Genomic DNA, 14835 nt, shown 5'->3' on the forward strand with positions numbered 1-14835 from the left:
AAATGGATTCTGATATTTGGTATGATCATATATTATGTGAGATCGAAATGGAGGTCGCATTATGTCCAGAATTAGCAAAGAGGAAGTGAAGCACGTCGCGAATCTCGCGCGCCTTGCGATCACGGAAGAAGAAGCAACGACATTCACAAAGCAGCTTGATGACATCATCACGTATGCTGAACAGTTGAATGAACTAGATACAACAGGCGTCGAGCCTACGACCCACGTTCTTGATTTGAAGAACGTCATGCGTAAGGACGAGCCGAAGAAATGGATTTCTCAGGATGATGCACTGAAAAATGCACCAGACAAGCAGGATGGACAGTTCAAAGTGCCATCCGTATTGGAATAAGGAGGTTCGACGATGTCTTTATTTGACTACACATTACGTGAGCTTCAAGAGAAGCTACATAACAAAGAGATTTCTGTCACGGACTTAGTGGAGGAATCTTATAATCGAATTGAAGAAGTGGACGAAGAAGTTCAGGCGTTCATTACTTTGAACAAAGAAGCAGCGAAAAAGCAGGCGGCAGAACTTGATCAGGAGCGCGGCAACGACGATGCGAAGCTCTTTGGTCTACCAATTGGTGTGAAAGACAACATCGTAACAAAAGGACTGCGTACGACAGCAGGAAGCCAGATTCTGTCTAACCTCGATGATCCTTTGTATGACGCGACGGTTGTCAACAAACTGAATGACGCCAAGTCCGTCACCATCGGAAAATTGAACATGGATGAATTCGCGATGGGTTCTTCCAACGAAAACTCAAGCTATGCAGCGGCTCGTAACCCTTGGAATACCGATTACGTTCCAGGCGGATCCAGTGGTGGTTCTGCAGCAGCTGTAGCCGCAGGAGAAGTTCCTTACTCCCTCGGTTCTGATACAGGTGGTTCTATCCGTCAGCCAGCTGCTTATTGTGGTGTGGTCGGATTGAAACCGACATACGGTCGTGTTTCCCGTTTCGGATTGATCGCATTTGCCTCTTCTCTTGATCAGATCGGACCGATCACTCGCAGCGTCGAGGACAACGCGTTCTTGCTTGAAACGATCGCTGGTCATGACAAGATGGACTCTACTTCTGCGAACGTCGAAGTGCCGAAATACACCGAGTCTCTGACTGGTGATGTGAAAGGCATGAAGATCGGTGTGCCGAAAGAGTACCTTTCTGAAGGGGTTTCTGAAGAAGTAAAAGAAGCAGTCAAAGCTGCTCTTAAAGAATACGAAAAAATGGGTGCGACTTGGGAAGAAGTTTCTCTTCCTCACTCCAAGTACGCGCTATCCACGTACTACCTGATTTCGTCCTCTGAAGCATCTGCGAACCTGGCCCGTTTCGACGGTGTCCGTTACGGTAAGCGTGCGGAAGATGCGAAAAACATGCTTGATATGTTCATGCGTTCCCGCGCCGAAGGTTTCGGTGACGAAGTGAAGCGCCGGATCATGCTTGGAACCTTTGCACTAAGCTCCGGGTACTACGATGCGTACTACAAGAAAGCCCAGCAAGTTCGTACATTGATCAAGAACGATTTTGAAAAAGTGTTCGAAGACTACGATGTCATCATCGGGCCGACAACACCGACACCTGCCTTCAAAGTAGGGGACAAAGTCGATGATCCAATGACGATGTACGCAAACGATATTTTGACGATTCCGGTTAACCTTGCAGGCGTACCAGGAATCTCTATCCCATGCGGTTTCTCTGGAGACGGTCTTCCGATCGGCCTTCAGATCATCGGAAAACACTTCGATGAAGGTACCGTTTACCGTGCCGCTCATGCCTTCGAACAGGCGACTGATTATCATAAACAACGCCCGTCCCTTGGAGGTGCGCGCTAATGAACTTTGAAACGATTATCGGACTTGAAGTCCACGTAGAATTGAAAACAGACTCGAAAATCTTCAGCCCGTCTCCGAACATGTTCGGAGATGATCCAAATACGAACGTAAACCCGATCGATCTTGGGTACCCAGGAGTTCTGCCGGTGTTGAACGAAGAAGCCGTCAACTTTGCGATGAAAGCATCCATGGCATTGAACTGTGACATCGCGACAGACACGAAGTTCGACCGTAAAAACTACTTCTATCCGGACAACCCGAAAGCTTATCAAATCTCCCAGTTTGATAAACCGATCGGTGAGAATGGCTACATCGATATCGAAGTCGATGGCAAGAAGAAGCGTATCGGCATTACGCGTCTTCACATGGAAGAAGATGCTGGTAAGCTGACACACAGCGATGACGGATACTCCCTTGTCGACTATAACCGTCAAGGAACGCCGCTTGTTGAGATCGTATCTGAGCCGGACATCCGTTCACCGAAAGAAGCGTATGCGTACTTGGAAGCATTGAAAAACATTATCCAGTACACAGGCGTTTCCGACTGTAAAATGGAAGAAGGTTCACTAAGATGTGACGCCAACCTTTCCATCCGCCCGATCGGTCAGGAAGAGTTCGGTACGAAGACAGAGCTTAAGAACTTGAACTCCTTCTCCTTTGTACAAAAAGGACTGGAATTTGAAGAGAAGCGTCAGCAGAAAGAATTGCTTTCCGGTGGAGAAATCCTTCAGGAGACTCGTCGTTACGATGAGCAGACGAAAGAAACGATTCTGATGCGTGTCAAAGAAGGTTCTGACGACTACCGTTACTTCCCAGAGCCGGATCTAGTACCACTACACATCGATGAAGCTTGGAAAGAACGCATCCGTGCCGAAATTCCTGAGCTTCCAGATGCTCGTAAGAAGCGTTACATCGAAGAACTGAAACTTCCGGAGTATGATGCAATGGTTCTGACAAACAACAAAGAGCTTTCCGATTTCTTCGAAGAAACAATTGCCGAAGGAGCGGACATCAAGCAGGCATCCAACTGGTTGATGGGTGAAGTTTCTGCTTACATGAACAAGCACTATAAAGAACTTCATGAGCTTGAGCTTACTCCGGCTTCTCTTGCGAAGATGATCCAGTTGATCGAAGACGGAACGATCAGTTCCAAGATCGCGAAGAAAGTCTTCACAGAGCTTGTAGAAAAAGGCGGCGATCCTGAGAAGATCGTTAAGGACAAAGGACTTGTACAGATTTCCGACGAAGGACAGCTGACGGAAATCGTCGTCGGCATTATGGACAACAACCCGCAGTCCATCGAAGACTTCAAGAACGGAAAAGACAAAGCCCTTGGATTCCTTGTCGGTCAGGTGATGAAAGAAACCAAAGGACAAGCGAACCCACCGATGGTCAACAAGATCATCCTTGCAGAAATGGAAAAGCGCTAAGCGCTTGAATGATAAGGAAGCACGCACTTGCTGGTGCGTGCTTTCGTATGGTTTAGGGCTTGCCATCATATACTATAGAAATGGTTTGCAAATCCAGGAAAAAGCGCTATGATGTAGAATGGAACATGCTTGGATAGAAAAGGGGGTCATACACGATGAAACGTGCCCGAATTATATATAACCCGACCTCTGGAAGAGAAGTCATACGCAAGGTTCTCCCGGACATTCTGCAACGGTTCGAACAGTCCGGTTACGAAACCTCCACTCATGCCACAACATGTGCTGGTGACGCCGTCAAAGCAGCGGAATACGCCGTCGATCGTGAATTCGATCTTGTTGTCGCTGCAGGGGGAGACGGAACCATCAATGAAGTGATCAACGGACTTGCCGAAAAACCACACAAACCGAAAGTCGGCATCATTCCAGTCGGGACAACGAACGATTTTGCCCGTGCCTTACACGTGCCTAGAAACATTCATAAAGCGGTGGATATCATCCTGGAAGGCTACAGCCATCCGCTCGATATCGGCCGTGTCAACGACCAATATTTCATGAATATCGCCGGTGGCGGTAAAATAACAGAAATCTCTTATGAAGTACCAAGTAAGCTGAAGACGATGATTGGTCAGCTCGCTTACTACTTAAAAGGCATCGAAATGCTGCCATCAATCCGTCCGACCTACGTCGAGATGGAGTATGACGGCAAATGGTATGAAGGCGAGATCATGCTTTTCCTCGTCAGTAACACCAACTCTGTAGGCGGCCTTGAAAAACTGGCTCCATCCGCCCGAATGGATGACGGGCTTTTTGATCTGATGATCATTGAAAAAATGAACATCGCAGAATTCGTCCGCTTGGCGACACTCGCTATTCAGGGCAACCACTTAAACCATCCGAAATTCATACACACGACCGCAAGCCGTGTGAAAGTGAAGACAGATGAAAAGATGCAGTTGAATATTGACGGGGAATTCGGTGGATTATTGCCCGGGGAATTTGTCAATTTATACAGACATCTGGACTTTTTTGTCCCAGAAGATATATTCAAAGAAGAAGAAGCTGACGAAGAAGAATAATGGGGAGCGCTGCTGTGTGAGACAGTGGCGTTCTTTTGTTTTGTTTGTAGGCAGTACTCTAGCCCGTCGGGGCGACTTCACACTTATGGATATCCGGCTGCGTCGCCCAGCTGCTCGAGGTCATAAGTACACCGGCTCTGAAAAGGGAGATCACTTTTCAGTTCCGTTGTTCTTATGCTTGTCGCAGCTACCAGGGCGACTAAGCACTAAATGATATGATAAACTACGTGTAGAGTATATAGATATAGAAAGCGATAAAGGACGGATGAACAATGGCGAAACCGAAACCGCCGGTACAAAAGAACGAGACGATTGAACTGAGCTTTGAAGATTTGACCCACGAAGGCAATGGGGTAGGGAAAGTCGATGGCTATCCACTTTTCGTACCACATGGCCTTCCTGGTGAAAAGGCCGAAGTCAAAGTCGTCAAAGTGAAAAAGAACTTCGGCTTTGGCAAGCTGGTGAAAGTGACAGAAGCAAGTGAAGACCGTGTTGAGCCGCCATGTGATGTTTTCTACCAGTGCGGCGGCTGTCAGCTTCAACATATGAGTTATCAAATGCAGCTCGATATGAAACAGAAGCAAGTGAAAGACAACATGAAGAAAATCGGACATCTCGAGCATGTCCCTGTCCACCCGACAGTCGGTATGGAGGACCCGTGGCGTTACCGAAACAAAGTCCAGATTCCTGTCGGGCAGAAAGAAGACGGCGAACTGATGACAGGCTTCTATCAGAAACGAAGCCACAACATCATCGACATGGACACATGCCTGATCCAGGACGAAATGAACGATCGCATGGTCGAAACCGTCCGCCGCATCGCAACCAAACACGGAATCGATGCCTACGATGAACAGACCCATCGCGGCGTACTGAGACACATCATGGTCCGTACCGGTCAGAATACGAAAGACATCATGATTGTGCTCGTCACAAAAACGAAAAAGCTTCCGCACAAAGACAAAATGATCGATGAGATCCGTGATGCTTTTCCAAACGTGAAATCGATCGTCCATAACGTGAACAGTGCGAAAACGAACGTCATCCTTGGAAAAGAAACGAACATCATCTGGGGCGATGAGTACATTTATGACACCATCGGCGATATACAATTCATGATCTCCCCGAAATCGTTCTACCAGGTCAACCCGACCCAGACGAAGAAACTCTATGACCAAGCGCTCAACTATGCCGACCTAAGAGGCGGGGAAACCGTCATTGATGCATACTGTGGTATTGGAACTATTTCCTTGTTCCTCGCTCAAAAAGCGAAGAAAGTGTACGGAGTAGAAATTGTTCCTGAAGCTGTAACAGATGCGAAGAAAAATGCGCGTTTGAACAAAATGGACAACGCAGAATTCTATGTGGGACAAGCGGAAGAGCTTATGCCTTGGTGGCGTAACCAAGGGCTGCGTCCGGATGTGATTGTCGTCGATCCTCCACGTAAAGGTTGTGACGAAGAGCTGTTGAAGGCGATGCTGGATATGGAACCGGAGCGGATTGTTTATGTATCCTGTAATCCTTCGACACTTGCTCGTGACTTGCGTATTCTAGAGGATGGCGAGTATGAGACGAAGGAAGTTCAGCCTGTTGATATGTTCCCGCAGACGAGTCATGTAGAGTGTGTGACGTGGTTGGAGAAGAAGTAATAAGTATTCAATGATTCGGAGGTGTACATCCAATGGCGCCGACTCCATTAACTCATAAAGAAATCAAGACCATCCTCGATACAGCAGATTGGATTATTGGTAGAGGAGGTAGGTCACAACTCACCAAGATCCTGAAGGGGTCAAAGGAAAAGAAGTTGTTGGAGTTCAATTTAGATGAAAGCCCTGGTTATGGGTTTTATAAAAATGAGAAACTTGAGGACGTCACAAAGAAAATCAATTGGATGATTAAGCGTGATTTCTTAGAGCTCCAAAAATTCGGGAAGCTTCCCTTGATCGTTTTCACAGATCGAGGGTGGCTGATTCAATCGTATCAATATGCGGACAAACTGGTTCATGAATGGGAAGAGTGGATTGAAAAAGGGAAAGAAAAACCTGATATGACTTATCTCAGAGATCGGGAGAGGCAGATGATACTCCTTATGCTTGAGAAAATCAAAGAATCCGGAAACAAAGCTTTTATTCCTTATCTGCAATTATGGGAGGAGGTCGATTACAAAAAAGTCCGGGCCGCCATTCGGAAAACGATTAGAGTACTGGAAGAAAAAGAATCTTTCGATGGTTCGGTGTTAAGAGATAGAGAGGAAAGAATTCAAAAAGCATTAGAAGGCTATCCGGAGTACGAGATTTTCAGGTAAAGGGGCTTCCATCAGGATTCGCGTGTTTCTTCTAAACACTGTAGATCGGTGATATTAAAAGGAGAGTTAGCAATGGAAGCAAATAGAAAATGGTTATCAATACCAGAAGATTTCAGAAAGAAGCTCATTGGAAACGTTTTTTGTACTAATTGTAAGGGTGCGGTCACCATTACAGACTTCATAATTGTCGATCATCCCGTAGGTATAATGTTGGAAGGGAAATGCAAAAACTGCGGCCAAAGTGTAGCGAGAGTAGTGGAGATGGATGAATGAAGTAAAAGTAAATTCATAAGCCTATAAGAGACCGGTTGTTGTGTTTGGGGAGGTAACTACACAAACACAACAACCGGCCTGTTTTTTTACATGTTATATTCTTTGAAGTGCAGGGTAACTTTATATAGGAAGCGTTGTCTCATTCTTATAAAAAAGGATCGTGAGAGAGTAATACTCTAAGGAGAATGAGGGCACTTGATTAAGGGTATAGATAAGGAAACCCTTGGCCAGAATCTTGAGACAAACGAAATCGAAACTACAAAAACTACTTACATTCACTCACTAGGAAGGGGAATTTCTCATGGCTGATGAAAATATAAGCAAAAATTTAGTTGATGCTGCGTTTGAAAAGAAAAACTCAGAAGAAGAACAGAAAGTAAAAGAAGAGGACAAAGCAACTGTAGGCGATATCATAACTTTCCAAAATGACGGCCAACAGTTTGAAGCTGTTGTAACTTCTGTTAATTTACAAAACTCCGTTGTTTGCGATATGACTATTATGGATGACTTCCACGAGCGCAATTTAGATTTCGAAAAAACCGTTGTTGCTCATACAAACTACAGCATTAAAAAACGTCGCGACGTGTAAGTTCAACAATAGTAATATATATAAGAGTATCACCCTTATCGAGGGTGGTGCTCTTTTTTAAGCGTGGTTAAGCGGGGGGAAGTAGACGTTGAATGGTTTGGAAAAGTATCACTTAGGAGCTGTTGGGTTAATTAAGCTACGGTGTTTTTAAGTGAGGGGGGATTAGGAGTTTCGATGATCGCAAATCGGAAAGCAGGTAATTTTATTTTTAAGAAAACGTTTACAGAGTTGACACGACTGACTTCGTTGAAATCAAGAAATGATGATATAATAAGAGTGTAAAGAAGATAACAAAAATAAATAAACAACTTAGGTGGCTCAACCATCGCGAGTTCGTTTCCAAACGAACGAAAATTACCGCCGATGAAAGAATGTTCATCCGTTTCATAAAGATGAAAAAACAGTCTTGAAAGGGGCAGGTGATACGGCTGTCTACAGATGGTAGGTGGCGGGAAAGTCTTTGTAAGACGAACTTCAATTGAAGTTAGATCGAGGGTGGAGTAAGGGAAGAAAAAAGCTTTTCCTTAGCTGGTGCTTTCTCTCTTCTTGTGAAGTTAAGGAAGAAGAAGGGGAAGGAAAATTGGACTTAACCGGATAAGGAAACGAATTCTCCGTGGAATTGTCCTTACGAGAAAGTCTGGAATTTAAAAATGTGTAGGATCAAGGATGATTCTGACATGGTTGGGTCACCTAAGTTGTTTATTTAAGCTCTGGCACTGCTTTAGTGCCAGAGCTTTCTCATTTTAGAATTTCGGCGGCGAAAGTGATTTTCCCTTTAATAACCACTGGAGATCTCAGTTTCTCAAAATAATGTAAACTAGATAAATGATATACATGGCCACAAGGATGAAACCCTCTGATTTTCCGATTTTATAATGGGTCCTTGAGAAAAGAAGCAATAATAAGCTCAGTATGATCATAATCATCACATCGATAAAGATCTTTCCATTTACGGATAAAGGTGATATGACAGCGGAAGCCCCCAGAACAAATAAAATATTGAAGATGTTGCTTCCCACTACATTCCCTAATGCAATTCCACTTTCTTTCTTCAATGCTGCGGATATAGAGGTTACGAGTTCAGGAAGCGATGTACCAATCGCAATGATGGTTAATCCCACTAAAGTTTTACTCATCCCAAGGTTATAGGCGATTTCTGTGCCGCTATCTACCACCAGGTCTCCGCCAAAAATAATAGCTATTAAACCTGCCAGCGTCAAAAGACTGTTCTTCCCCCACTTTATATTAGGAGGGATGGTCTCATGTGTCGGTTCTTTTCTACTTTTCATTCCTACTTCAATCACATAGTACATAAAAATAGACAAAAACAATAAGAAGATGATGCCATCACTACGTGTAAGCAAGTTTTTACTTAGACCTTGTAGCTCCGTATCACTAATAAGTACGAGTAATGCTCCACTAGCTAGCAATACAAATGGGATTTCTTTTTTCGTTGTTTCGTTCTCTACCATTAATGGATATAGGAAGGCGGCTATCCCTACAACTAAAGTGACATTAAAAATATTGCTGCCTACAACATTTCCCAGTGAAATTTCAGCATTTCCTTGTAAAGCTGCGATGATGCTGACTGTCGCCTCGGGAGAGCTTGTGCCGAAAGCTACAATCGTTAACCCTATTAAAATAGGAGGTACACGGAGTAGCCTGGCAATGTTGGAAGACCCATCAACGAATAAATCGGCTCCTTTGATTAATAAACCGAAACCGACAATCAATAAAACGTATGCCATAATAGCCTCTCAGACTCCTTTGTATTTTTTGCTAGTTTTACCGTACCCTGATTCGCTGCGGTTAAAAAGCATTAACGGAGCAGGATCGTACGACAAACATAAGACACGCGAAATAAAGGCCCTTACCGAATGGAAGGGGTATCACGGTAAGGTGCTTTTTGCGTTATGATAAGCTGAGCCTTTTCATTTCGCGCTCACTTACTTCAAATTTTTACGGCTGGTTAAATCAGAAACAACAAAAGCGAGGTCATCATTTCCATACAGAGACAGCACTTCAAGCAGAGTCTCAGAATCAATGTAATCCGACTCCTTTTTTGGGACGGTCAGCTCCAGGGCATCGACCAGTTCTTTATTTTTCTCCTGATAGGGATAGGCCTCTTTATAAATGGCTACAGGATCCAGGTCGTGGTTGATGCACCACTGGGCAAAAAGCAAAATCATCATTTTTTCGCCTTTTTGATAATTACGAATCACTTCTTCTTCACGGCTTCGATCCACTTAGCATGCCTCCTTTGTAAGCGTGGGACGGTTTCTTTATTATCTACTTGCAACAGTTTCTTCCTACTATGATATCAGATATTTTATTTTTCTTAGATGCGCATGACGAAAAAAACAGGAGGCTAGGTGCCTCCTGTTTCTTACTTACGCGTTATGATAAGCCAAATCTTTCTTCTTCTTCAAATCAAAACGATCCGCGTTCATCACTTTCACCCATGCCGCAACAAAGTCATGGACAAATTTCTCTTTGTTGTCTTCCTGTGCATACACTTCACCAAGCGCACGCAGGACAGAGTTGGAACCGAAGACGAGGTCGACGCGTGTCGCTTTTCTTACAAGCTCGCCTGTTTGGCGGTCGCGTCCTTCGTATTCGTTGTAATCACTCGGCTTCCACTCGATGCCCATATCAAGAAGGTTCACGAAAAAGTCGTTGGTCAGTGTACCGACATTGTCTGTGAATACGCCGTAGTCTGTGTCTTTGTAGTTGGCACCAAGTACGCGCATACCACCGACGAGCACAGTCATTTCCGGAGCAGAGAGTCCGAGAAGTTGTGCTTTGTCGACAAGCAGTTCCTCTGGGCTCAACGTATATCTCTTCTTCTCATAGTTACGGAATCCATCAGCCATCGGCTCGAGGACTTCGAAACTTTCTTCGTCCGTTTGTTCTTGCGTGGCATCGCCGCGTCCGGAGACGAATGGAACAGTTACTTCGACACCAGCATCTTTGGCCGCTTTTTCTACAGCTGCGCTACCGCCAAGGACAATGAGATCCGCAAGGCTGACTTCTTTATCGAACTGTTTCTGAATACCTTCGTAAACGGCAAGCACTTTGGAAAGTTGCTGTGGTTCGTTTACTTCCCAGTCTTTTTGCGGAGCAAGGCGGATGCGGGCACCGTTCGCGCCACCACGCATGTCCGATCCACGGTATGTGCTCGCTGCAGCCCATGCCGTTTTCACAAGTTCGCTCACTGAAAGTCCGGAATCGAGGATTTTTTCTTTCAACTCTTCCACTTCAGCGTCCGTCAACTCATAATTAACCGTAGGAATTGGATCCTGCCAGATCAAATCTTCCTCTGGCACTTCTGGTCCAAGGTATCTTGCTTTTGGTCCCATGTCACGGTGAAGAAGCTTAAACCATGCACGTGCAAAGGTATCGGCAAATTCATCCGGATTTTGATGGAAACGACGGGAAATCTTTTCGTAATCAGGGTCCATACGCAGAGCCATGTCAGCTGTTGTCATAAAGGTAGGAACTTTTACAGATGAATCTTCTGCATCTGGAGCCATGTCTTCTTTTTTAGGATTGACCGGAGCCCACTGGTTCGCACCAGCTGCACTTTTCGTCAGCTCCCATTCGTATCCGAACAAAAGATCATAGTAGCCGTTGTCCCAAACGGTCGGATTCGCTGTCCATGCACCATCAACACCACTCGTAATCGTGTCGCGGCCTTTTCCGCTACCGTGAGAGCTCATCCAGCCTAAGCCTTGATCTTCAATGTCAGCCGCTTCCGGAGAAGCACCGACTTGATCAGGGTCACCGGCACCGTGAGCTTTACCGAATGTGTGACCACCTGCGACAAGCGCGACCGTCTCTTCGTCATTCATTCCCATACGGGCGAAAGTTTCGCGGATGTCACGAGCACTCGCAAGAGGATCCGGTTCGCCATTAGGACCTTCAGGGTTTACATAGATCAGTCCCATTTGTACGGCAGCGAGCGGGTTTTCGAGTTCACGGTCACCGGAGTAACGGTTGTCGCCGAGCCATTCTTTTTCATTTCCCCAATAGACATCTTCTTCTGGATGCCATACGTCTTCACGTCCTGCGCCAAAGCCAAAGGTCTTCAAGCCCATGGACTCAAGCGCGACGTTTCCAGTAAGTACGAGCAGGTCTGCCCATGAAATTTTATTGCCATATTTTTGTTTGATCGGCCATAGTAGGCGACGGGCTTTATCAAGGTTTGCGTTATCCGGCCAGCTGTTCAATGGTGCAAAACGCTGGGTACCAGTTGCTCCACCACCGCGTCCATCTCCTGTACGATACGTACCGGCTGCGTGCCACGACATACGGATGAAAAGGGGACCATAATGTCCGTAGTCTGCCGGCCACCAGTCCTGACTGTCTGTCATCAGCTCATGAAGATCCTGCTTAAGGGCGTAATAGTCGAGCTTGTTGAATTCCTCTTCATAATCGAAGTCTTCCCCCATTGGGTTCGATTTTTTATCATGCTGACGTAAAATGTGCAGGTTCAGCTGGTTGGGCCACCAGTCTTTGTTCGTTGTGCCGACCTTCGTTGTTGTTACGGCACTTTCTTCCTTTGTTTTTTCGTGGGATACGGGACACTTACCAGCTTGGCTGTCATGCATTTCATTTTTGTCCATGAATGATACCCTCCTATATTTGTGAAAAAATTATAATCGGTCTTAGATTATAATTATAATAAAAAAGGGTGAAGTTTGAAAGGAAGAACCCTCCGTTTTACTAGAAAAAATTTTATTTCATTAATAGCAGAATGTAGTGAATCATATTTTAGTAGATTCATAATGTCTATGAAGCAGGAGGGGGCTATTGGTAGAAAGGGAGAGGGAAGAAATCAATACAAATTCATTGAAAAATATTCCCATTGTGTATAGCATGAAATCATTGATTCTAGTAAACGATGCTCCCGAGCAAACATAGAAAATCAGCCGATGAGATAGGGGAATGATTGTGCGTCACTTATCCAACTACTTATACATATTTTATTCGTTCGTCTTTGCCTTGAATGTTGTTCACGTGTTTTGGAGCAACTCTACCTTATATACCATCATAGGAATTCTAGGAATCGTCATGCTGGCGATCAGTTTCCCTCGTGCGGATCGCGTGTTTAAGATCTTAGGGATGGTGCTTTTAGTTGCTGGAGCGTTTTTCTTTTTCTCGAGTGATACGACATTCCAGGAGATTCCTTCGTTCTTTGCCGGAAACATTGGACTCCTCTTCCTATTATCCATGCTTCCATGGATGAATAGTGTCGTGAAAGCGGGAAGGTATAACAAGCTCCTGCAATCCTTATTAGGAAGCAATGCTAATGGACTTGGTTCCTTGTATGTCCGTAGCGAAGTGACCATGGTATCCTTGGCCGCTTTCCTGAACTTGTCTTCTGCCACCATCTCGCAGGACTTGCTGAAGGAACAGTTGAAAGATGTAAAAACGAAAGTGAAGAACAGTTTTATTTTAATGGCGACACTGCGGGGGTATTCGCTTGCTTTATTATGGAGCCCGCTTGAGATCCTGCTTGCGACCTCGATTTTCATTACCGGGGCGAACTATTTAGAGGTTCTGCCATGGATGCTGTTGATCGCGGTTCTTGGGATTTCGATGGATTCATTCATTGGTAAAATGATGTTCCGTAAACACCGGATCGAAGCACCTTCATTAGAAAAAGGGACCGGGAAAAGCCGAAAAAAACTGGTCCAGTTCGTTGTCGCGCTCGTCCTGTTTTTAGCGGTGGTCGTATTCTTAGGAAACGTCGTTCAGCTGGACTTCCTTTTTGCTGTGACCGTATCGATCTTCCCTTTCGCTTTCACATGGGCTGTGCTCGTGAAGCGGAAAAGAAGTTTCCTGCAGATCGGCTGGCCGACATGGAAATGGAAAACGAACCACTTGAGCAACTTTATCGTTCTCCTGCTCGCCCTTTCTTTTTTGACGGAAACGTTGAACGCTTCGCCATACTTGAAATATTTGCAGGATCCGCTTATCGCGCTTGAAGGAAGTCCGCTTCTCATTATGCTCTTCATCCAGGCCGCTTTCCTTGTGATGACGCTGTTAGGAGTCCATCCGCTGGCAACGATGGGAATCTTCGGTGGGGTTAGTGAACTGTTGATTGGAACTTTCCCGGAGGTGACGCTGACGATCCTTCTGTCTGCCTGTGCGATTGCGACAGTACCATCCGCCCCTTATGGATTGATTGTAACCATTACTTCTGTGGCTTTACGGATGAATCCGTATCAAATCGTACTTAGAAACCTCCCGTACAGTATTTTGCTCGGTTTCTTAGGAATAGGTATTTCCTTACTCACGCTGTTGGTTTATTAAATTCATAGATCAGATAATAAGGATTGATAGAATGTAGAAATTCTATCAATCTTTTTTTGTCCAGATTTTTATGTGCCAACTCTACTCTTTGGGAAGCTGGTTTGATCCTTAGCGAACGAGAAACAGGCCCTACGACCAACAATCAGGAAGGAATCACAAAAAATAAAAGCGCTGATTATCTTGATCAGCGCTTGTTTGCATAATTGAAAATAAGGTATGGAAAAGGTTCATCATTATTCAGGTGAACGCAGTTCGGATTCTGTCACCCATTTGTGGTCTGTGACTTCCTGATCGCCATTAACGGTTGTAAAGTCAAGCATGTAAACAGTGGTTTGTTCCACTGAATCAATGGTCGCTGCTGCCCCTTCCATGCCTTCCATATGATCAGCGTTAAGCGTCACTTCCGTTCCTTCTTCAAGGGGAGCGTCTCCAGGTTCTTCAAGCTCTTCGTGTATGACCCATTTGTGATCTGTCACAGGTTCTCCGCCTGAAGTAGGGGTGAAGGATACGGCATAAGCAGTCGTATTGAAAGCTCCTGTGACCGTAGCTTCCGCCCCTTTCATCATTGGCTCATCACCTTCAGCATGTTCGGCCTCGATGATCACTTGGTCGCCTTCATTGAATGCAGGGTTATCGGCCTCTTCTAATCCATCTGGAATTTCACCATCACTGGACATATCATGGCTGTGCCCTTCTTCCATAGAATGATCATCGTCCATGTTTTCCTGGCTGCTATCATCTTGGTTTATTTCCTCTTCATTGGCTGCTTCTTTATTACTTTCTTCATTGCCCTGATTTTCTTCATTTCCACACGCGCTCAAGAGAAGAATCAAACTTAACAATAGAAAAATCCCGTAACGTTTTTTCATGCGAATCCCTTCCTTTCCATTGGTAGTGAACAACAATATATCAAATTCTTCCCATTAAGAAAAAGATCAATACTTGAGGCAGAGAAAAATGATTCCAAGGATAGAGGGTAAAAGAACAGGTTGAAGAAAAAGTCTATAAAA

The 14835-nt window shown here is 45.0% G+C and carries 13 protein-coding genes; 9 read left to right on the plus strand and 4 right to left on the minus strand.

Annotated elements, in window-relative coordinates; all coding sequences use genetic code 11:
• Positions 1-61: 61 nt before the first annotated feature.
• From gatC to ACJA3J_RS03580, 8 genes are all read left to right on the plus strand, one after another.
• Positions 62-352 carry an Asp-tRNA(Asn)/Glu-tRNA(Gln) amidotransferase subunit GatC gene (gatC, locus tag ACJA3J_RS03545; RefSeq protein ID WP_089651494.1) on the plus strand — a complete coding sequence of 97 codons (291 nt, stop codon included), beginning with the start codon at positions 62-64 and terminating at the stop codon, positions 350-352.
• A 12-nt stretch (positions 353-364) separates the two neighbouring features.
• Complete coding sequence (gene gatA, locus ACJA3J_RS03550) at positions 365-1834, plus strand: Asp-tRNA(Asn)/Glu-tRNA(Gln) amidotransferase subunit GatA (RefSeq protein ID WP_089651493.1); 1470 nt, start codon at positions 365-367, stop codon at positions 1832-1834.
• The gene (gene gatB, locus ACJA3J_RS03555) at positions 1834-3264 is read left to right on the plus strand and encodes an Asp-tRNA(Asn)/Glu-tRNA(Gln) amidotransferase subunit GatB (RefSeq protein ID WP_160913942.1); all 1431 of its coding nucleotides are present in this window, start codon (positions 1834-1836) and stop codon (positions 3262-3264) included. Before gatA ends, gatB begins: the two co-directional genes overlap by 1 nt.
• Before the next feature lie 155 nt (positions 3265-3419).
• Positions 3420-4340: a diacylglycerol kinase gene (locus ACJA3J_RS03560; RefSeq protein WP_406945542.1), complete on the plus strand. Its 921-nt coding sequence runs from the start codon at positions 3420-3422 to the stop codon at positions 4338-4340.
• Between the two features lie 272 nt (positions 4341-4612).
• Positions 4613-5989 carry a 23S rRNA (uracil(1939)-C(5))-methyltransferase RlmD gene (gene rlmD / locus ACJA3J_RS03565; protein WP_406945543.1) on the plus strand — a complete coding sequence of 459 codons (1377 nt, stop codon included), beginning with the start codon at positions 4613-4615 and terminating at the stop codon, positions 5987-5989.
• Positions 5990-6021: 32 nt separating this feature from the next.
• Positions 6022-6645, plus strand: a complete 624-nt coding sequence (locus ACJA3J_RS03570) for an RQC-minor-1 family DNA-binding protein (protein WP_406945544.1) — start codon at positions 6022-6024, stop codon at positions 6643-6645.
• Positions 6646-6717: 72 nt separating this feature from the next.
• A complete protein-coding gene (locus ACJA3J_RS03575) occupies positions 6718-6918 on the plus strand; it encodes a hypothetical protein (protein ID WP_406945545.1) in 201 nt (66 codons plus the stop codon).
• 301 nt (positions 6919-7219) lie between these two features.
• A complete protein-coding gene (locus ACJA3J_RS03580) occupies positions 7220-7507 on the plus strand; it encodes a YkvS family protein (RefSeq protein ID WP_406945546.1) in 288 nt (95 codons plus the stop codon).
• Between the two features lie 794 nt (positions 7508-8301).
• On the opposite strand, the gene ACJA3J_RS03585 is transcribed toward ACJA3J_RS03580, so the two are convergent.
• The 3 genes from ACJA3J_RS03585 to katG all read right to left on the minus strand — a co-directional run bounded on the left by ACJA3J_RS03585 (position 8302) and on the right by katG (position 12132).
• Positions 8302-9255, minus strand: a complete 954-nt coding sequence (locus ACJA3J_RS03585) for a calcium/sodium antiporter (protein WP_406945547.1) — start codon at positions 9253-9255, stop codon at positions 8302-8304.
• A gap of 198 nt (positions 9256-9453) precedes the next feature.
• On the minus strand, positions 9454-9753 hold the full coding sequence (locus ACJA3J_RS03590) for a hypothetical protein (protein WP_406945548.1): 300 nt from the start codon (positions 9751-9753) through the stop codon (positions 9454-9456).
• A gap of 144 nt (positions 9754-9897) precedes the next feature.
• A complete protein-coding gene (gene katG / locus ACJA3J_RS03595) occupies positions 9898-12132 on the minus strand; it encodes a catalase/peroxidase HPI (protein ID WP_089651483.1) in 2235 nt (744 codons plus the stop codon).
• A 322-nt stretch (positions 12133-12454) separates the two neighbouring features.
• Here katG and ACJA3J_RS03600 point away from each other — a divergent pair, with 322 nt between their 5' ends.
• Positions 12455-13825 carry a hypothetical protein gene (locus tag ACJA3J_RS03600; protein WP_406945549.1) on the plus strand — a complete coding sequence of 457 codons (1371 nt, stop codon included), beginning with the start codon at positions 12455-12457 and terminating at the stop codon, positions 13823-13825.
• Positions 13826-14058: 233 nt separating this feature from the next.
• Here the strand turns inward: ACJA3J_RS03600 and ACJA3J_RS03605 are convergent, their stop codons facing one another.
• Positions 14059-14694, minus strand: a complete 636-nt coding sequence (locus ACJA3J_RS03605) for a YdhK family protein (RefSeq protein ID WP_406945550.1) — start codon at positions 14692-14694, stop codon at positions 14059-14061.
• Positions 14695-14835 lie beyond the last annotated feature (141 nt).

This window comes from Halobacillus sp. SY10, assembly GCF_045401165.1.
Taxonomy (GTDB): Bacteria; Bacillota; Bacilli; order Bacillales; family Halobacillaceae; genus Halobacillus; species Halobacillus aidingensis.